Origin of the sequence: Janthinobacterium sp. SUN120 (assembly GCF_030397735.1) — a bacterium.
GTDB classification, from domain to species: domain Bacteria; phylum Pseudomonadota; class Gammaproteobacteria; order Burkholderiales; family Burkholderiaceae_D; genus Janthinobacterium; species Janthinobacterium kumbetense.
This window is the reverse complement of sequence record NZ_JAPUBW010000004.1, coordinates 106,095-124,824: the sequence shown is the minus strand read 5'-3', so window position 1 is coordinate 124,824 and position 18,730 is coordinate 106,095. Positions and strand designations below refer to the sequence as shown.

Here is an 18,730-nt window from a genome sequence, read left to right as displayed (position 1 = left end):
TCTACTGCGCCTGGCTGACGGGAATTTCCTGCCCGTTCAGCTTGATCGCCACCTTGACGATCTGCGCCTTGACCTGGTTGCTGGCCATGTCCGCTTCCTGGGCGTAGGCATACACGACGATGGCGAAGTCCTTGTAGCCGCTGCGCGCCGCCTCGATCTTGCGGGCCGCCTCCTGGTCCACCTTCAGCAGCGAATAGCCATCGCCATTCGTGAACGCCAGCTTGTAGTCGCCATTGTCGTACATGTAGTAATACGTGCCCGCGTCGGCGAACTTGGCCGGGAAGGCGGCCTTGTTCATGGCGTACGGCGACAGCGCGCCCTGGCCATTGATCTGGTAGCGCAGGTAGCGCCGGGTTTTCGCTTCGCTGACCTTGGCGTCGATCTGCGGTTTCAGGGCGTCGAGCACTTCCTGCTTGCGGAAGGCATCGTTGCTGCCCGCATATTCGCGCGAGATGCGCTGCGCCACGGCCGCGTAGTCGGGCGGCACGCCGGACAGGGCGATGTAGCTGTACATCAACTGGTTGCCGCTGGTGATGTCGACATAGCTGGACGCTGGTGTGGCAGCGTCCGCTTGCGGCAGGCTGGCGGCGGCCGCCTTCACTTGCGCCTTGGCGGCCAGGTCAGCGACATTCGCGGCGACGGGGGCAGAAGTGGCTGGTGTGGCGTTATCCGTCTTGCCGCAGGCGGACAGGAGCACGGCGATGGCGAGCAGGGCGGGGAGGGTACGTTGCATGATATTTCCTTTAGTGAGTGTGTGGGGTGACTTAGCCGACGGTTTTGCGCTTGTATTCGCCATAGCCGTACGCGGCCAGGACAATGCTGGCGGCCAGCACGAGGTAAAAGCCGATGCCGAACGAGAGCCCTTGCCACACCTGGCCCAGCATTTCGCTGGCCATCTGCTCGGCCATGCGGGCCGCGCGGCTGCCCATGATGCCGCCCATGGCGTTGCCCGCGTCGCTGACGGCGCCCTTGATCTTGATGAACAGCAAACTGCTGTGGAGGACGACGAACAGCAGCGGCGCGCACTTGCCCAGCGCCGCTTTCGGGTGATTGCTGGCCATGGTGGCGCAGCAGGCGGCAATGGCCAGCAGGAAGAAAAATTGTGCCGAGGTAAAACCGCCGCCGCCATCGCGGGCAAAGCTTTCCAGGCTGTCCGCGGACAGGCCCAGCAACTGCCAGTAAGTGCGCGAGACGGAGGCGAACAAACGGATGCCGATGGTGTTGAAGACAAAGGCGCCGGCGATCAGCACGCCCAGGCTGGCCAGCACCTTGATGCCCAGCGCCGAGACGGCCTGGCCCCACAACTGCTGGCCCTTGTCGCGCGCCAGTTTCGCCGCGCCGGCCATCTCTTCCTGCGCCAGTTGCTGCGTCGCCACGGCGCTGACCGTGTCGAGGCCGCCTGACTCGTTGAAGCGCACGTCGACGACGGCGTTGATGGCGGGCGCCACGTCGGAGCGCCAGTGGGTGGCGACGTCGAAGGCATGTTGAATGCCGGCCACGCTGACGGAACCTTGTCCGCTGGCTTGGTAGGCGAGGATGCGGCCCCGTTGGCCGGTGGTGATTGCTGCTGGGCTGGATGCTTGCATGGGATTTCCCTGGTCACTGTCATGCTGTATTGCATGTACCCACGGATAACGGGGGCAGTTCAGGGAAATCCAAAATTATTTGAAATTATTTTTTGGGCGGCTGCATCATGTCCTTGGCGGCGCCCTGGTAATCCTTCATCAAGCCCATGAACGCGTCCTGCAAATGCCGGGCCGCATCCTGCGGCGGCGCGCCCGTGCGCCGCGCCAGGTCGAATTTATACGCATGGGCGGCCGTGTAGCCCGCCTGCGAGGCGGCGTCCAGCAGCGCGCCCGCCCGTTTCAGCGAGGCAGGGTCGCCCTTGACCATCAGCAATTCGGCCAGATAGGTCTGGGCAATCGGAAAATCTTTCGCGGCCGCCTTTTCCAGCCACTGCATGCCCACCTTCGGCTGTTTGATGCCCGCGTCGCCGCCGCCGATGCCATAGCCGAGGGCCGTCAGCGCCACCAGGTCGCCGCCCCGTGCGCGCTTTTCCAGTTGCTGGCGGGGAAACGGGCGGGCCGCGATCTGCATGCGGATTTCATAGTTGATGTCTTGCAGCACGTTGCCGGGCCACATCTTGACGCCCGGTGCGGCCGGCTTTTCCATGGCTGGCGCTGGCGCGCGCATACCGCTGTTGCCCGAGGCCAGCACGCCCGGTGTTGCCTGGCTGACGCCCTTGCCGCTGCCCATGTTCAGCACCAGGCGCGCCGACGTTTCGCCGAACGACACGCGGGGCTTTTGCACGTCGTGCGTCATGGCCGCGACGCGTGCCGCCACTTGCGAAAACACGTCGCCCATGGGCAGGCCCGGAGCGTCCAGCGCGTCGAGCAGGGCGCTCGTGTAGGGGCTGTTGCGCGAATCGGGCGACCAGAAATCGCGGGCCAGGGCGCCGGGACCGGCCGAATAGGCGATCACCACGCCGCGCGGCGCGGCCGTATCGGCAAAGCCGTGGCTGGCCGCATTGCCGCCGGGAACCACCACCGCGCCGCCGCGCGTATATTCCTGGCGGCAAGCGTCGAGGATCAGCACGGCGCCGCGCGCGCCCGTGCGCTGCAAGTCGCCCGCCAGGCTGGAGACGGACACACCCTGCGCGGCGATGGCGGACGCGCTCAGCGCATTCATGTTGGCGCCCAGCGGCAACACATAATTGGCTTCGCCCGCCTGCGCGCCGTGGCCCGCGTAAAACACGAGGGCGATATCGGCGCCCCGCGCCTGCGTGGAAAACTCGGCCGACGCCTTTTGCAGCTGCGCCGCATTGATGTCCGTGCGCAGCAGCACTTCAAAGCCCAGGCGGCGCAGGCGTTCGGCCATGGCGCGCGCGTCATTCACGGGATTTAACAGGGGCTGCGGATAGGCCGCGTTGCCGATCACCAGCGCGATGCGCTTGCCGGGACCGCTGGCGGCATTCCCCGTGGCCGCTTGCACGCCGTTACCGCAGAGTAAAAAGATGAGGCTGAAAAACAGGGAAATCAGGCGATGCATCGGCGTCTCGGGAATTGTCGTGAAAGTAACAAAAGTTAGCGATTTTGACGGTGATATGAGAAAATTGCTTAAATGCATTTTACCTTACTGACAAGTTTCTCTTGTCTGGCCAGCGTATTGCTTGTTTGCCGGTGCGCGTCGCCGCCGGCCAGTGGCGCGTGGCGCCCAACACACGATCGGACCGGCTGTGCAATCGGAACAATTTGAACGGATTCATGCTTTCTGGACCCGCCGCCCGCAGCTGACACAAGGCGAACTGGGCGAGTTTTACCAGCGCGTCATCGCCGCGCTGACCCCGTGCCGCCCGCGCGAAGCGGCGTCGCTGGGCGATTCCCTGGCCGATCTGCGCCACCAGTTCTTCATCGAAAAAGTCTTGCACAGCGACAGCGACGCCGCGCCCCACCACGTCGGTGCCCTGTTTCTGTACTTCAAGCGTTTCATCATCGACCAGCTGCGCAAGCAGCGTGACGACGACGATGCCGATGCGCAAGAGGGCTGCGAGTTGCGCGCGCCCGACGCCTATGCGGAACCGCTGCGCGACTACCAGCTCACGCCGCAGCAAGTGCGCGAGGCGGCCGACAGTTTTATCGCGACCTTGCCCCGCGACTTGATCTTGCTGCTGCGCCATTGCGGCTGCGGCGGCATGCCCGTCAAGGAATTGGCCGAGCAGATTGCCTCCGCGCACTACCACGGCGGCAAGCTGGGCCTGGTCCACAGGCAGAAGGGCGAGCCTGCCAGCGCGGGGCGCCAGGTGGTCGAGCCGGCCCACCGCGCCACCTTGCTGGGCAGCTGGGTCTTGAGCCTGCTCAAGTTGCGCGTGGGCGATACCCTGGCCGCGCGCGACATGCAGGCGGCGCAAATAGTTTTGGATATCTTGTGCGTGGCCGCGTTATCCCTGCACCTGGACCCCGCGTCCCCTCCTTCGAACCCGGATGAAAGGCCACCGGCATGAATGCATTGACGCCCACCCTGGCCATCGTTGCCGCGCGCCTGCCGTCGCCCCCGTCTTCCATCGACGTGCTGGACGACGAGGTGGCGGGCGCTACCCCCGATTGGCGCGGCATCGCCGTGCCGGAACACCTGATGCAACGCTTCGCGCGCCGCAGCGACGCCGCGCCGCTGGCCGGGCGGCCCATCGCGGGCGGACAGATCCACCTGCTGGCGCGCCGCCCCGGCTTCGGCGCCGTGCTGCTCGACGCCTGGGACAGCACGCGGCAGCGCTGGCGCGGCTGGCTCGTCACGCCGGACACATCGTATGCGGACGCCTGCGGCCTCGTGGTCGAAGAGCGCGACGCGCCCGCCGACCCGCGCGCGGGCCTGGTGCTGTGCGACATGCCGGTGACCTTGGCCGTGACGGACCTGGGCGCCTGCCTGGGTGTGTTCAGCCAGGAGCGCCTGCAGGCGGCGCGCTGGCTGGAGCTGCATGGCCGCGCCAACGGGGCCACTAGCGCGCCGGGCGTGATCGCCCGCGTGGCCTTGCCGGGCGACGATTACGCCTTGACGGGCACGCCTTTGTCGAGCGAGCTGGGCAAGGATGGCCGCGTGGCCTACCGGCAATTGCTGCGCCAGGGGTTGCAGCAGTTGCAGATCGCTCCGGCCGATGCTACTGCGCCACCGGTGAAGGTGCCAATGCAGGCGGCAAATTCCAGCCGCTGGCTCAAACTTGTCACGGCCGTGGCCGCCAGCGTGATGGTGGTGCAGTCGGCGTGGCTGTTCCTGCCGAAAGAGGGCGCCGTCGTCGGCAATGCGGAATTCCGCAACGGTGCTCCACAGGGCAGCGGCGTCGAGACGGGCGTGCGCACGCGCGTGCTGTTCCGCGCCGAGGCCACGGAGGCGGAAATCCGCACCTGGCTGCAGCGCGAGCAGCTGGAAATCGTCGCCGGACCGGACACCCTGGGCGCCTTCACCGTGCTGTCGCGCAACCGCCAGAAAGTCTTGCCGCCGCCAGGCCCGGGCAATCCGCTGGCCGTGATCAATCCCTGACCCCGAAATAAGAGAAAGTTATCAAGTATGGCAACGTATAAGAATTTTGCATCTGCGCACTGGCGCAAACTGGCCATGGGCCTGGCCGCCGGCGTCCTGTTGACGGGCTGCGCCATGACGCCGAATGGCCGTGGCGGCGTGTTGATGGGCCTCGATACGGCCGAGCTGTTCGGCACGCCGATTTCCACCTTCCGCTTGCGCGATGGCACGGAAGGCACTTTGCGCAAGGATCCGAAGGGCAAGTATTCGATCAAGCTGTCGCAGGCGTTTCGCGTCGTGCCGCTGGACAAGGCCATCACGGCCCGCGTGGCGCGCGTGGAAAACGTGGGCGAGCGCACCGTGGTGATCGTCGAAACCCAGGAGCGCGGCTGCGCCTACCGCTATGAAGTGCTGGCGTTCCAGGGCACGGACGTGCTGCAGTGGACGGTCGGCAATTGCAACGACCGCCCCCGCGTGGAACTGGCGGCCGATGGCAAATCGCTCAATATCGACTTCCCCAATTACAATCGCCTGGCGCGCATGATTTACACGGACAGCCGGCTGCTCAACGCCAGCGTGCCCGTGCCGCCCGGCGTCGATACGCGCGCGCAGCCGTTTGCCGACGATGCCTTGCGCGCCGCCGGCCCCGTCATCGCCACCGTGCCGGGCAGCGACAGCGGGCGCGTGATTCCTGCCGCTCCGGCGGCCGCACCGGCAGCCGCCACCAAGCCCGCCACGCGCGCCACCAGCCGGAACCGCCGCCAGGTGGCGCAGGAAGCGCCCGCGCCAGCCCGCACCGTGCCAAGCGCCCCGGCAGCGGCAGCTCCGGCCGCGCGTGCCGGCGACAGCGCTTCGCGCGTGCCGGCCGCCATGAGTTTCCAGACGGAAGAAATCAAGCCCGTCGTCATCGATTTGAGGAAATAGGATGGCCGCCAGCTTGCGCAGTCTGCAAATCCGGCAGACCTTGATCCTGATCGTCCTTACCATTATGTATCTGTGCTTCGAGCTGGGCTTCAATGCCCGCCTGCTCGACGTGGTGGGAGGCAACGTCAAGCCGGAAGACGTGGAAGGGGTGGAATTCTATGGCCGCAGCCTGTCGGGCATCGCCGCCGCACTGGTGGTGCTGCAGCTGATGTGGCGTCGCCGGCTGAAGAACAATGGCAGCGGGCCGGGCTGGACCAAGATCCTCGTCTGCTGCGTGGTGACGGCCGGCGTCGTCTTCGGCGTGCTGAAAACCACGGTGAATGTGCTGGTCAATACGCGCGACGCGGAATTTCGCCGCATGGCCTTCAACACCACCCTGCTGCAGCGTTCGCTGGTAGGCGGCAGCTTGCAGCTGCAGGGCCTGGTTGACGATCCCACCCTGTTTGCCAAACCCGAGGGGAAATCCTTCCTGGCCCTGTTCCCCTTCCTGGCCGTCTCGGTGCGGCATCTCGACGAGCGCATGGGACCGGCCAAGGAGCAGCTGGTGCGCGCCAATGTGCGCCAGGTGGCAGGCGGCCCGTCCGGCTACTATGACAAATATCAAGAGGCCATGCGCGAGCTGGCCGGCAAGTGGGAATTGTATGCGGGCATCATCCCCGACAGCGATGCCGGCTTGCGCGCCAAGCAGCAATCGTCGTGGCAGGAATACGTGAGCAGCCTGTCGCGGCGCGGCTGGCAGCCGCATTCGGTGCCGATGCGGCGCCAGGCTGCCGTCGTCAACAATGTGCGCAAGAAAGTGCCCGTGCCCGCCAACTGGCGTACCGACGACGAGCAGGGCTTCCGCGCCGCCGTCAAGCGCCGTTACGCGGCCGAGGCGGCCAGCAAGGGCGTCTCCGTGCGCGGCGAGCGCATCCCGCCGGGCTTGCCGTTTGCCGCCTTTGTCGCGCGCCCCGGCGTGCAGGCGGAATTGCGCGAAGCGTTGAAGTTGCCGGCCAGCGCCACGGTGCAGGCCGCGTATGCGAGTCCGGCCGAGTTCGGCCGCCTGTTCGACCAGTTCCTGGATCGCCAGACGGCGGAAAAACTGGTGGAATACCGTGCCAGCCGCACGGATTTTGAAGCGGGCGGCAGGTTCTTCCACGAAGGCAAGGAAGCGGCGCGCGCCGCCATCGTGCCGCCCGTGGCCCTGTTCTTCTCGCTGCTGGGCGCCATCGGCCACTTTTCCAAATTGCTGTATCTGATCGCGACCGTCGTACTATTGCTGCTGGCCATGCGCCGTGGCGAGCAGGCGGGCGCCGATGGACAGCTGAGCCGGCGCTCCGCCTGGATCGCCACGGGCGTGCTGGCGACGGCCTTTGCGGGCACCTGGGGCATGCTGTCGGTGCTGGACAACAACGTCACGCGTAGCGAGCTGTTCCGGCAAATGCTGGACTGGACGCGCCAGGGCGAGCCCGACAGCACGCGCTGGAATCTCGCCGGCAAGGCCATCCTGGCCAATATCACGCACGTCGTGGCGGTGGGGCAGGGCTACAGCTACCCCGTCAACGAAGCGATCCGCATCCATGTTTTGCAGGGAATTCACTATGGCTATCACCCGCAACAAAAATAAGGCGGCCGCGCTGGCCTTGCTGCTCTCCATGGCCAGCACGGTCGCGCAAGCCGATTGCCTGGGCATGAAGATGCATGCGCACCGCGGCGCAGGCAATGCGCCGGAAAACTCGCTGAGCGCGCTGCGCAACACGTATTTCGGCACTTGGGACGGCGTCGAGACGGATTTGCAGCTGCTGGGCGATGGCAGCTGGGTGGTGCACCACGACTTGCTGACGGGAAGAGTCGTCGACACGGGCTCGCCCCGCACCGTGAAACAATTGACGGCCGACGACTGGCGCGCCGCCAGCATGAAGAACCGCGGCGTGGCCACGCCGGAAACGCCGCCGTTCGTCACCGATGTCGCCGACCTGGCGACGGCTTTCCCGGCCAAGACCCTGAATGCGGAAATCAAGGATGTGGTGTCGTCGTGCGCGCCGATCGCCACCCTGGTGGGACAGTTGCGCGCGAACATCAAGCACGGCAACTGGTTTTTGACGTCGGGCGTGCCGAACAACCTGGCGTGCGCGCGCCGCGCCGATCCGCAGGGTTACCTGGGCCTGCTCGTGTTTGACGCGCGCAATGCGCAGGCGGCCGGCGCTAACCGGGTCAGCCGCTATATCGCGAAAAATGCCCGCCCGCCCAAGCTGGACAAGCCATGGCTGCAGCGCGTGCAGCAACAGATCGGCATGCCCGCCGGCGTGCATGTGGATGCGCGCAGCCTGGACGCCAATCCGAATCTGCTGGCTGATGCCGCCAGCCTGAACATGCCCGTCTTCGTGTACGCCGTCGATGGCGACTCGGCCCTGGCCGCGTCCCTGCTGCGCGCCCAGCAGCGCAGCCACCGCTGGCCCAGCGGCGTCATTCTTGACGGCAATCCCGAGACGTTTTGTGCGATGATGAAGTAAGCATTTTTACTTGCCGAGAGACCATGCCATGACCCTGCCGCAACCCGACCCCGCCGCCGCGCTGGCCCGTAGCGCCATCGGCGCCATGTTCTTTTCCCTGTTTGGCGGCCTGTGGGTGGCCGCCTGGTGCGTGCAGACGTATGGCGCGCATCCGCTCAGGCTGCTGCCGGTCGCCGGCGTCACCGTCCTGCTGTTCATGCTGGCGTGGCGCCAGTTCCGCCGCCACCGCGCCGCGCATGCGGCGGCGGAACAATCGCCGGAAGCGAAACGCGTGGGGCGGCTGTTCAATATCGTGAACGCCGGGCAATGGATCGCCATCTTCATCGTCGGCAACGTCCTGAAAAACATGGGCTTGCAGGCGTGGTTCATTCCCGCCGTCATTTTGATCGTGGGCCTGCATTTCTTCCCGCTGGCCTGGCTGTTCAAGGCGCGCCGCCACCTGGCCATCGGCATGGCCCTGTGCGTGTGGGCCATCGGCTATCCGCTGACCGTGCGCCATGGCCCCATGCACCCCATCGGCTGTCTCGGTGCCGGCCTGATCCTGTGGGTGGCGGCCCTGTCCGCCGTGCGCGCCGGTTTTGCCGTGCAGCAAAGCGCCTTGCAAGCCCAGAAATAGCTGTATCCGACGGCCCGGCAGGGCCGTTTTTGCCCTTTTTTTGTCGCATTCCTCCGCATTCCTGCCTCTTTTTTGCGCATCGCAGCATCGATAATGTTTGCATCGCGCGCGCGACTGGCCTATAAATGTAATCGATTACATTTTATTGAGCACCTTCATGCCGCCAGCCGTTCCATCACCTTTGCCGACAGAAACCGTCTCCATCAGCGCCGTCGCCGCGCATGCGGGCGTGTCGGTGGCCACCGTGTCGCGCGTGCTGAACGAGCAGGCCGGGGTGCGGGCGCCCACGCGCGACAAGGTGCTCGCTTCCGTGGCGGCCCTGGGCTACCGCATGAACCATCTGGCGCGCAGCCTGCGCACGGCCGAGAGCCGCATGCTGCTGACCATGGTGCCCGACGTGGGCAACCCGTTTTATGCGCAGATCGTGCGCGGCATCGACACGGTGGCGCGCGAACACGGCTATTTCGTGTTGCTGTGCGACACGGGCGCCGACGCGGGCCGCGAGCGCTCGTATTTCGACTTGCTGCGCATGCACCGCGCCGACGGTGCCATCTGCCTCGATCCGGACACGGTACAGCATGCCTTGTCGCATGAATCCGTCAGCCTGCCGTGGGTGGCCTGCTGCGAATTCGACCCCGCCGTGGCCGTGCCCTATGTCGGTATCGACAACCACCGGGCCGCCTCCGACGCCGTCGCGCATCTGCTGGCGCGCGGCCATACGCGCATCGGCCTGATCAACTCGGATGAACGCTATCTGTACGCGCGGCAACGCCAGCAAGGCTATCTGGACACCCTGGCGGCGGTCGGCCTGCCCGTGCAGCCGCACTGGGTGCACACGGTGCAAAGCCTCGATTACGAAGCGGGCACGGCCGCCACCTTGCGGATGATGGCGCAGCCCGACGCGCCCACGGCCATCTTTGCCGTCTCCGACACCCTGGCCATTGGCGTCTTGAGCGCGCTGCGCCAGCTGAACAAGCGCGTGCCGGAAGACGTGGCCGTGATCGGCTTCGACGATATCGCCATCGCCGCGCAGATCGATCCGGGCCTCACCACCATCGCGCAGCCCATGCGCCAGCTGGGCGAGACGGCGGCGAGACTGTTGCTGCAGCGCTTGGCGGACCCGGCGGCGCAGGTGCCGGGCGTGTTGCTTAACCATAACTTGGTCTTGCGAGGGAGTGCATAGTGAGCGTTGCCGTCGGTTTCGAGGGGGTGTGCAAGGATTTCGGCCCCGTGCGCGTCTTGCATGGCGTCAGTTTCAACCTGGCGCCGGGGCGCGTGTATGGTTTGCTGGGCGAAAATGGCGCCGGCAAGTCGACCCTGATGAAAATCCTCGCCGGCTACGAGGCGGTGAGCGAAGGCCAGTTGCTGATCGATGGCCAGCCCCGGCGCTTTGTCAGTTCGCGCGCGGCGGAGAGCGCCGGCATCGTGCTGATCCATCAGGAATTCAACCTGGCCGAGCACCTGACGGTGGCGCAAAACATGTTCCTCGGCCACGAGCAGACGCGCGGCTGGCTGCTCGACGAGCGCGCCATGCGCGAAGAAGCGTCGCGCTATTTGAAACAGGTGGGCCTGGACGTGTCGCCCGAGACGAAAATCCGCGATTTGATTGTGGCTGAAAAGCAACTTGTGGAAATCGCCAAGGCCCTGTCGCGCCGCGCCCGCTTCCTGATCATGGATGAACCGACGGCCACCCTGACGTCGTCGGAAACCCAGCGCCTATTCGCCGTGATGGCGCAGCTGAAAGCGGACGGCGTGACGATTTTGTACATTTCCCACAAGCTCGATGAAGTGGAGCGCAACACGGACGAGGTCATCGTCATGCGCGACGGGCGTTTCGTCACGCGCGAACCGACGGCCAGCCTGACGCGCCAGCAGATGGCGAACCTGATGGTGGGGCGCGAATTGTCGGACATGTTCCCCGCGAAAGTGGCGCTGGCGAAAGAAGCTCCTGTGTTGCTGAAAGTCGAGGGGCTGACGGTGCCGGGTTGGTCCAAGGACTTGTCCTTCGAGGTGCGCGCCGGCGAAGTGCTGGGCTTTGCGGGCCTGGTGGGCGCGGGGCGCACGGAATCGTTCGAGGCGCTGCTGGGCTTGCGTCCGCGCAGCGCGGGGTTGATCTATCTCAATGGCCAGCCCGTGGATATCCGCACGCCCAAGCAGGCCATGCAGCATGGCATGACGTATTTGAGCGAAGACCGCAAGGGAAAAGGTCTACATGTGAATCTGGGTTTGCGCGAAAACCTCACCCTGATGACGATGGAGCGCTATGCGCGGCCGTGGCTGGACGTGAAAGCGGAAAAGGAGGCGCTGGCCAAGGCGGTGCTGGACTTCAATATCCGCACGGGCGACCTGGACAGCCGCGCGCGCATGCTGTCGGGCGGCAACCAGCAAAAGCTGGCGCTGGCGAAATACCTGCATTCGGACCCCCGTGTCGTCGTGCTCGATGAGCCGAGCCGCGGCGTGGACGTGGGCGCCAAGCGCGACATTTACTTTTTGATCCACCGCCTGGCCGCCGAAGGGCGCGCCGTGATCGTGATTTCATCCGAACTGATCGAATTGATCGGCCTGTGCCACCGGGTCGCCGTGATGCGCGCCGGCACCTTGCAAGCCACCCTGTCTGCTGACCACCTGACCGAAGAGGAGTTGATTGCCCATGCAACCGGCACGCACTGACACCACTGTCTCCACCGGTGCCCCGGGCGCTAGCATCGCCAGACTGGGCGCGCGCATCAAGGGTTTCGGCCCCGTGCTGGGCCTGTTATCCCTGTGCATCGCGGGCACCTTGCTCAATGGCGACTTCGCCACCCTGGACAACCTGATGAACGTGCTCACGCGCACGGCTTTTATTGGCATCATCGCCGTCGGCATGACCTTCGTCATCATTTCCGGCGGCATCGATCTGTCCGTCGGCTCCATGGCGGCCCTGATCGCCGGCTGCATGATTTATTTCATGAATGCGCTGGCGCAAGGGGCGGGCGGCGACCTGGCGCCCATCACCATGCTGGTGCTGGGCATCGCCATGGCGCTGATCCTGGGCGCCGGCTTTGGCCTGATGCATGGCTTGTTAATTAGCAAGGGCAATATCGAGCCGTTCATCGTTACCCTGGGCACCTTGGGCATCTTCCGCGCCGTGCTCACGTACCTGGCCGATGGCGGCGCGCTGACCCTGGACGCCACGCTGTCCGAGCTGTACAGCCCCGTCTACTACACGAGCGTGCTGGGCGCGCCGATCCCCATCTGGACTTTCCTCTTCGTCGCGGCGGCCGGCGCCATCATTTTGAACCGCACGACGTTCGGTCGCCACGTGCAGGCGATTGGTTCCAACGAGCAAGTGGCGCGCTATGCGGCCATCAACGTCGACAAGGTGAAAATCGCCACCTACATGCTGCTGGGCGTGTGCGTGGGCATCGCCACCGTGCTGTACGTGCCGCGCCTGGGCTCGGCCACGCCCACGACGGGCTTGCTGTGGGAACTGGAAGCCATCGCCGCCGTCGTCGTGGGCGGCACGGCCCTGAAGGGGGGCGAGGGGCGCATCGTCGGCACCGTCATTGGCGCGATTTTATTATCCGTGATCAGCAACATCCTGAATTTGACCAGCATCATCAGTGTCTACCTGAATGCCGCAGTGCAAGGCGTGGTGATCATCGCCGTCGCCTTCCTGCAGCGAGGCCGCAAATAAAACAAGAGCGGCGTTCTGAAAGGGCGGCCACCGGGCGCCCACAACCTTGGAGGAGAGCAGCATGAAGAGCTTTATACGGGTAGCAGGGATGGCAGTGCTGGTGATGCAGGCGTGGGCGCTGCCGGGTGCGCAGGCGGCAGAAAAGCTGGTGGTGGGCGTGGCCATTCCCACGGCCACGCACAGCTTTACCTCGGGCATTGTCTGGTGGGCCAACCAGGCCAAGGCGGAGCTGGAAAAAGCCCATCCGGGGCTGAAGATCATCGTCAAGACGGCCGCCACGGCGCCCGAACAGGCGAACCAGCTGCAGGACATGTTGACGGTGAACAAGATCAACACGCTGGTCATCTTCCCCATCGAGTCGGCCTCGCTGACGCAGCCCGTGGCGCAAGTGAAAAACAAGGGCGTGTACGTGACGGTGGTGGACCGCGGCTTGACGAACACGCAGTCGCAGGATGCGTACATCGCGGGCGACAACACGGCCTTCGGCAAGCTGCCTGCCGAATACCTGGCGAAAAGCTTGAATGGCAAGGGCAATATCGTCGCGCTGCGCGGCATGCCGACGACGCTCGACAACGAGCGCTATGACGCATTTTCCGCCGTGATGAAGGGCCATCCCGACATCAAGGTGCTCGATGCCAAGTATGGCAACTGGAACCGCGACGACGCCTTCAAGGTCATGCAGGATTACCTGACCCGCTTCAAGCATATCGACGCCGTCTGGGCCGCCGATGACGACATGGCCATCGGCGTGCAAAAGGCCATCGCGCAAGCGAAGCGCACGGACATCAAGCAAGTGTTCGGCGGTGCGGGCGCGAAGGGCGCCGTGAAGAAGATCATGGACGGTTCCGACCCGCTGATCGTGGCCGACGTGTCGTACTCGCCCAAGTTCATGTACGACGCCATCAAGCTGACGACGGAAGCGCGCCTGAAAGGTGATAAATTGCCGGCCAACACCATCATCCCGTCGGTGCTGATCACGCGCGAGAACGCCAAGCAGTTCTACTTTCCGAACTCGCCTTTTTAAACTGAACCTCCCCCGGGGCCAGATTCCCGGGGGCCAAAGGATACCCATGAAAACCATCCAGGGCCCGGCCATCTTCCTGGCCCAGTTTCTCGGCGACGAGCCGCCGTTCGACTCGCTCGAGCACCTGGCGCAATGGGCGGCCGGCCTGGGCTACAAGGGCTTGCAGCTGCCGACGGCGCCGCGATTGTTTGATCTGGAACAAGCGGCTGCCAGCCAGCAGTATTGCGACGACGTGGTCGCCCTGCTGGCGCGCCACGGCTTGCAGGTGACGGAATTGTCGACGCATTTGCAGGGTCAGCTGATCGCCGTGCATCCCGCCTACGACGCCCTGTTCGACGGCTTTGCGCCGGAACAGGTGCGCGGCGATCCCGCCGCCCGCACGGCCTGGGCCACGCAGCAGCTGATGTGGGCTGCCACCGCTTCGCAGCGCCTGGGCTTGCAGGCGCACGTGACGTTTTCCGGCGCGCTGGCCTGGCCGTATCTGTACCCGTGGCCGCAGCGCCCCGTCGGCCTGGTGGAAACGGCGTTCGCGGAATTGGCCAGGCGCTGGCTGCCCATCCTCGACGCGTTCGACGCGGCCGGCGTGGACCTGTGCTACGAATTGCATCCGGGCGAGGACTTGCACGATGGCGTGACGTTCGAGCGTTTCCTGGCCGCCGTCAACGGCCACCCGCGCGCGTCCATCTTGTACGACCCCAGCCACTTCGTGCTGCAGCAGCTCGACTACCTGGCCTTCATTGACATCTATCATGCGCGCATCAAGGCCTTCCACGTCAAGGATGCGGAATTCCGGCCGAACGGGCGCCAGGGCGTGTATGGCGGCTATGGCGACTGGCAAGACCGGGCCGGGCGCTTCCGTTCGCTGGGCGACGGGCAGATCGATTTCAAGGCCATCTTTTCCAAGATGGCGCAGTACGATTTCCCCGGCTGGGCCGTGCTGGAATGGGAATGCTGCCTGAAACACCCGGAGGATGGGGCGGCCGAAGGGGCGCGCTTCATCCGCGAACACATCATCCACGTGGCGCAGCACGCGTTCGACGATTTCGCGGGCAGTGCGGTTGACCAGGATCAAATCCATCACTTGCTTGGCTTGAAATAGGGAGACGACATGCAGCGACGCTTGCGATTGGGCATGGTAGGGGGCGGGCAGGGCGCATTCATCGGCGCCGTGCACCGCATCGCGGCGCGCATCGACGACCAGTACGAGCTGGTGGCGGGCGCCCTGTCGTCCGACCCGCAGCGCGCGCGCGACAGCGGCGCCGCGCTGCACCTGGCGCCGGAGCGTTGCTACAGCGATTACCGCGCCATGGCGCAGGCGGAGGCCGCGCGCGCGGACGGCATCGAGGCCGTGGCCATCGTCACGCCGAATCATTTACATGCGCCCGTCGCCACGGCGTTCCTGGAAGCGGGCATCCACGTGATCTGCGACAAGCCGCTGGGTATTTCGTTGGCGGAAGGCCAGGCGCTGGCGGCGTTGGCGCAGCAGCAGAATCTGCTGTTTGCGCTCACGCATACCTACAGCGGCTACCCGCTGCTGCGTCACGCCAGGGCCATGGTCGAGGCGGGCGACATCGGCGAACTGCGCCTCGTGCAGGTGGAGTATTCGCAGGATTGGCTGGCCGATGCCATCGCGGCGGGCGGCATGAGCGAAGGCAACTGGCATAACGATCCGCAGAAGGCGGGGCCGGGCGGTGTGCTGCTCGACGTGGGCTTGCACGCGTATCACCTGGCGCAATTCGTCAGCGGCTTGACGCCGCAGCAGGTGCTGGCGGAATTGTCGACCTTTGTTCCGAACCGCACGCTGGACGACCACGTGCAGGTGATGTTGCGCTATGCGAATGGGGCGAAAGGCACCCTGTGGGCCAGCCAGGTGGCGACCGGTTGCGAAAACACGGTGCGCCTGCGCCTGTTCGGCAGCAAGGCGCAGCTGGACTTTGATCAGGAACAACCGAATGCACTGTGGTTCACGCCGCAGGGCGGCAACCGCCAGCTGCTGCGCCCGGGCCGGGTCGACAGCGCCGCGGCGCGCCACGCCACGCGCGTGCCGGCCGGCCATCCGGAAGGGTATCTGGAAGCGTTCGCCCAGCTGTACCTGGATGCGGCCTTGCGCATCCGCGCCCTGCAATCGGGCTTGCCCGTGCCCGAGGAAGCGGGCTGGCTGCCCACCGTCACCGATGGCGTGGCCGGCCTGGCCTTTGCGGAAGCCGTGCTGCGCAGCCATGCGGATGGCGGCCGCTGGACGACCCTGGCAAGCTGACTGTTACACTGGAGGCATGAGCGCGCCTCCCTTTACCATCACGATCGTCCCGCAAGGCTGGCAATTCCCGGCCGATGCGGGCAGCACCATCCTGGCTGCCGCCGAGCTGGCCGGCATCCGCCTGCTCAGCTCCTGCCGCAACGGCACCTGCCGCACGTGTATCTGCCACATGCCCGAAGGAACGATACGCTACACGGTGGACTGGCCCGGCATCAGCCCCGATGAACGGCTCGACGGCTACATCCTGCCTTGCGTGGCCGTGGCGGACAGCGATGTCACCATCCAGGCGCGCGCGGTGCGTACGGGCAATTAATTCACGACGGCTTGCCGCCCTTGAGGCGCTGCAGCAGCGCGTCCACGCTGTCGCTGACGGGCAAGCCGTGGCGGCGCAGCAACTGCACGTGCAAGACGAGGTTTTCCAGCACCAGCTTGGCCGCCACGGCCAGCAAGGCCAGGTTGCGGTCTTCCGGGCTGAAACTTTCCATCGCGTCGGCCATCTCGCACAGGTGATTGGCGATCAGTCCGCGCAATTCCTGCTCGTCGAAGGGCAAGTCGGCAAAATCGATGGGATCGGCCACTTCCACTTCCTGCATCAGCACCGCTAGTTCTTCCGGGGTAATCGTCATGCCTGGCCTCCTTGTGTGCTTGCCTCTATTTTAATTGTATTGGCCGCAAAGGGGACTAGAATGAGTCCAGGCCGATGACGTCGAAGGCAGCATGGCGAACTTGCATTTTACGCAACAACTGGCGCGTTTCCTCGACGTTCCTGCCGTGGAGGTGGATGCGCCACGCCTGCGCGCCGCCCTCGATGCCGCGCCTGCGCGGCTACGTGCTCGACGAGCAGGGTGCCTTGCGCCCCAATGTGGTGATCTTCATTGACGGCGCCCGCTGCCGCGAGCGGCGCGTGCTCGACGATGTCTTGCTGCCCGACAGCCAGGTGTATATCTTGCAGGCACTTTCCGGAGGTTGACGCCATGACAGCAGTCCCGCAGCGCGCGTATCTCGGCACCCGCAAGGGCCTGTTCCAGTTCGATGTCGATGCGGCCGGCGCCTGGCAGCTGGCGCTGGTGCAGTTTGCCGGCGATCCCGTCTCCATGCTGCTGCACGACGGCCGCGACGGCGCCCTGTACGCGGCCCTGAACCTGGGCCACTTCGGCGCCAAGTTGCACCGGCGCGACGCGGGCAGTGGCGAATGGAAAGAAGTTGCCGTGCCCGCCTATCCCGCCAAGCCGGAAGGCAGCACGGATAGCGTGGACTGGACCTTGCGCCAGATCTGGTCGCTGGCGGCCGGTGGGGCGGACCAGCCAGGCGTGTTGTGGGCGGGCACCCTGCCTGGCGGCCTGTTCCGTTCCAGCGACCGCGGCGACAGCTGGCAGCTGGTGGAATCCCTGTGGAACGTGCCGCAGCGGGCGCAGTGGTTTGGCGGCGGCTATGACGTGCCCGGCATCCACAGCATCTGCGTCGACCCGCGCGACAGCGCCAAGGTGCTGGTGGGCGTGTCCTGCGGCGGCGTGTGGCAAACGGTCGATGGCGGCGCCAGCTGGGCCTTGAGCGCGACGGGCATGCGCGCCGATTACATGCCGCCCGAACTCGATGAAAACGAAGCCGTGCAAGACCCGCACCGCATCGTGCGCAGCGCCGGCGCGCCGGACGCGCTGTGGTGCCAGCACCATAACGGCATCTGGCGCTCGAACGATGCCGGCTGGCACTGGCAGGAAGTCACGACGGCGCCGCTGTCGCATTTCGGCTTTGCCGTGGCCGTGCATCCGCGCGACGGCGACACGGCCTGGTTCGTGCCGGCGCAGGCGGACGTGCTGCGCATTCCCATCGACGGCGCGCTGGCCGTGACGCGCACGCGCGATGGCGGGAAAACCTTCGAAGTCTTGCGCGCGGGCTTGCCGCAGCAGCATTGCTACGACCTCGTCTACCGCCACGGGCTGGCGCTGGCCGACGATGGGCGCAGTCTGTTGATGGCGTCGACGACAGGCGGCGCCTGGTTTTCAGGCGACGAGGGCGAACACTGGCAGACCATTTCCGCCCACTTGCCGCCCGTTTATGCCGTCTGTTTTGCCACGCCGTAATAGCACAGGAAGATATCGACGGCCAGTTCCGTCACTTCGCGCCGGCGTGCCGGGCCCAGCAAAGGCTCGCCCAGGGTGATCTGCGGCCAGAAGGCAAAGGTTTTCAAGGGCGACATCAGCAGGTGCGCCACTTCCAGCGTCTCGCCCGCCTTGATGCGCCCGTCCTGCTGCGCCGCGCGGATCCAGATATTCAGGCCCGTTTCCTTTTCATTCAGGCGCGTCACCATCGCTTGCGCGCGCGCGGGCGAGTGGATGGTTTCGCCAAAGATCACGCGCGCCAGGTCGATGAACGCCGGATCGCACAGCAAGTCCATCTTTTGCTCGACCAGGGCCAGCACTTGCGGCCGCAGGGGCTGGTCGGCAACATAGGGCACGGCAGGCTGGGCCATGCTGCTTTCCCACATGCGCTGCAGGATTTCCGCGAACAGCTCGTCCTTGCTGGGGAAATGGTTGTACACGGTGCGCTTGGATACGGCAGCCGTGGCGGCGATCTTGTCCATGCTGGTCGCATCAAAACCGTGCTCGCGGAACTCGGCGATGGCGGCATCGACGATGGCGACGCGCTTGCGGTCGGTGAGGCGTTGCGGTGCGGCCATGGCGGGAAATCTCCTTTGAAAACAATATTTTACACCTCTTGGTTTACTTTGCCA

Annotated in this window: 19 protein-coding genes and 1 pseudogene; 15 read left to right on the top strand and 5 right to left on the bottom strand. The window is 65.5% G+C overall.

Features of this window, described 5'->3' with window-relative positions; translation table 11 throughout:
- Position 1: 1 nt before the first annotated feature.
- The 3 genes from O0879_RS21180 to O0879_RS21170 form a co-directional block, all read right to left on the bottom strand.
- Positions 2-733: a hypothetical protein gene (locus tag O0879_RS21180; RefSeq protein ID WP_289918587.1), complete on the bottom strand. Its 732-nt coding sequence runs from the start codon at positions 731-733 to the stop codon at positions 2-4.
- Between the two features lie 31 nt (positions 734-764).
- A complete protein-coding gene (locus O0879_RS21175) occupies positions 765-1,586 on the bottom strand; it encodes a hypothetical protein (RefSeq protein ID WP_289918585.1) in 822 nt (273 codons plus the stop codon).
- Between the two features lie 85 nt (positions 1,587-1,671).
- The gene (locus tag O0879_RS21170; protein WP_289918584.1) at positions 1,672-3,048 is read right to left on the bottom strand and encodes a caspase family protein; all 1,377 of its coding nucleotides are present in this window, start codon (positions 3,046-3,048) and stop codon (positions 1,672-1,674) included.
- Between the two features lie 187 nt (positions 3,049-3,235).
- Here O0879_RS21170 and O0879_RS21165 point away from each other — a divergent pair, with 187 nt between their 5' ends.
- From O0879_RS21165 to O0879_RS21105, 13 genes are all read left to right on the top strand, one after another.
- Complete coding sequence (locus O0879_RS21165; protein WP_289918583.1) at positions 3,236-4,000, top strand: hypothetical protein; 765 nt, start codon at positions 3,236-3,238, stop codon at positions 3,998-4,000.
- Positions 3,997-5,031, top strand: coding sequence for a hypothetical protein (locus O0879_RS21160; RefSeq protein WP_289918580.1), 1,035 nt, complete (start codon positions 3,997-3,999; stop codon positions 5,029-5,031). The genes O0879_RS21165 and O0879_RS21160 overlap by 4 nt, the downstream gene beginning before the upstream one ends.
- Positions 5,032-5,058: 27 nt before the next feature.
- Positions 5,059-5,934, top strand: coding sequence for a hypothetical protein (locus tag O0879_RS21155; RefSeq protein ID WP_289918579.1), 876 nt, complete (start codon positions 5,059-5,061; stop codon positions 5,932-5,934).
- Between the two features lies 1 nt (position 5,935).
- The gene (locus O0879_RS21150) at positions 5,936-7,540 is read left to right on the top strand and encodes a hypothetical protein (RefSeq protein WP_289918578.1); all 1,605 of its coding nucleotides are present in this window, start codon (positions 5,936-5,938) and stop codon (positions 7,538-7,540) included.
- Positions 7,515-8,426, top strand: coding sequence for a glycerophosphodiester phosphodiesterase family protein (locus tag O0879_RS21145; RefSeq protein WP_289918573.1), 912 nt, complete (start codon positions 7,515-7,517; stop codon positions 8,424-8,426). Before O0879_RS21150 ends, O0879_RS21145 begins: the two co-directional genes overlap by 26 nt.
- Before the next feature lie 28 nt (positions 8,427-8,454).
- Positions 8,455-9,042, top strand: coding sequence for a hypothetical protein (locus O0879_RS21140; protein WP_099665844.1), 588 nt, complete (start codon positions 8,455-8,457; stop codon positions 9,040-9,042).
- 157 nt (positions 9,043-9,199) lie between these two features.
- Entirely contained in the window at positions 9,200-10,225 is a 1,026-nt protein-coding gene (locus O0879_RS21135) for a LacI family DNA-binding transcriptional regulator (RefSeq protein WP_289918572.1), read from the top strand.
- Positions 10,225-11,712, top strand: coding sequence for a sugar ABC transporter ATP-binding protein (locus O0879_RS21130; protein WP_289918570.1), 1,488 nt, complete (start codon positions 10,225-10,227; stop codon positions 11,710-11,712). Before O0879_RS21135 ends, O0879_RS21130 begins: the two co-directional genes overlap by 1 nt.
- Positions 11,693-12,718, top strand: coding sequence for an ABC transporter permease (locus O0879_RS21125; RefSeq protein ID WP_289918569.1), 1,026 nt, complete (start codon positions 11,693-11,695; stop codon positions 12,716-12,718). Before O0879_RS21130 ends, O0879_RS21125 begins: the two co-directional genes overlap by 20 nt.
- Positions 12,719-12,806: 88 nt before the next feature.
- Positions 12,807-13,742 (top strand): substrate-binding domain-containing protein, encoded by a 936-nt coding sequence (locus tag O0879_RS21120; protein ID WP_257219067.1) that lies wholly within the window; start codon positions 12,807-12,809, stop codon positions 13,740-13,742.
- A 46-nt stretch (positions 13,743-13,788) separates the two neighbouring features.
- Positions 13,789-14,841: a sugar phosphate isomerase/epimerase gene (locus tag O0879_RS21115; protein ID WP_289918567.1), complete on the top strand. Its 1,053-nt coding sequence runs from the start codon at positions 13,789-13,791 to the stop codon at positions 14,839-14,841.
- Positions 14,842-14,850: 9 nt separating this feature from the next.
- A complete protein-coding gene (locus O0879_RS21110) occupies positions 14,851-15,999 on the top strand; it encodes a Gfo/Idh/MocA family oxidoreductase (RefSeq protein ID WP_289918565.1) in 1,149 nt (382 codons plus the stop codon).
- A gap of 16 nt (positions 16,000-16,015) precedes the next feature.
- The gene (locus tag O0879_RS21105) at positions 16,016-16,312 is read left to right on the top strand and encodes a 2Fe-2S iron-sulfur cluster-binding protein (RefSeq protein ID WP_289918562.1); all 297 of its coding nucleotides are present in this window, start codon (positions 16,016-16,018) and stop codon (positions 16,310-16,312) included.
- A 1-nt stretch (position 16,313) separates the two neighbouring features.
- Here the strand turns inward: O0879_RS21105 and O0879_RS21100 are convergent, their stop codons facing one another.
- A complete protein-coding gene (locus tag O0879_RS21100; RefSeq protein ID WP_070258491.1) occupies positions 16,314-16,625 on the bottom strand; it encodes a hypothetical protein in 312 nt (103 codons plus the stop codon).
- A 91-nt stretch (positions 16,626-16,716) separates the two neighbouring features.
- On the opposite strand from O0879_RS21100, the pseudogene O0879_RS21095 reads away from it, so the two are divergent.
- Both O0879_RS21095 and O0879_RS21090 read left to right on the top strand, forming a co-directional pair.
- Positions 16,717-16,969 (top strand): annotated as a pseudogene (locus O0879_RS21095) (MoaD/ThiS family protein).
- A 4-nt stretch (positions 16,970-16,973) separates the two neighbouring features.
- A complete protein-coding gene (locus O0879_RS21090; protein ID WP_289918561.1) occupies positions 16,974-18,080 on the top strand; it encodes an exo-alpha-sialidase in 1,107 nt (368 codons plus the stop codon).
- Here O0879_RS21090 and O0879_RS21085 read toward each other — a convergent pair.
- Positions 18,053-18,676, bottom strand: coding sequence for a TetR/AcrR family transcriptional regulator (locus O0879_RS21085; protein ID WP_099665834.1), 624 nt, complete (start codon positions 18,674-18,676; stop codon positions 18,053-18,055). The genes O0879_RS21090 and O0879_RS21085 overlap by 28 nt on opposite strands.
- Between the last annotated feature and the right edge of the window lie 54 nt (positions 18,677-18,730).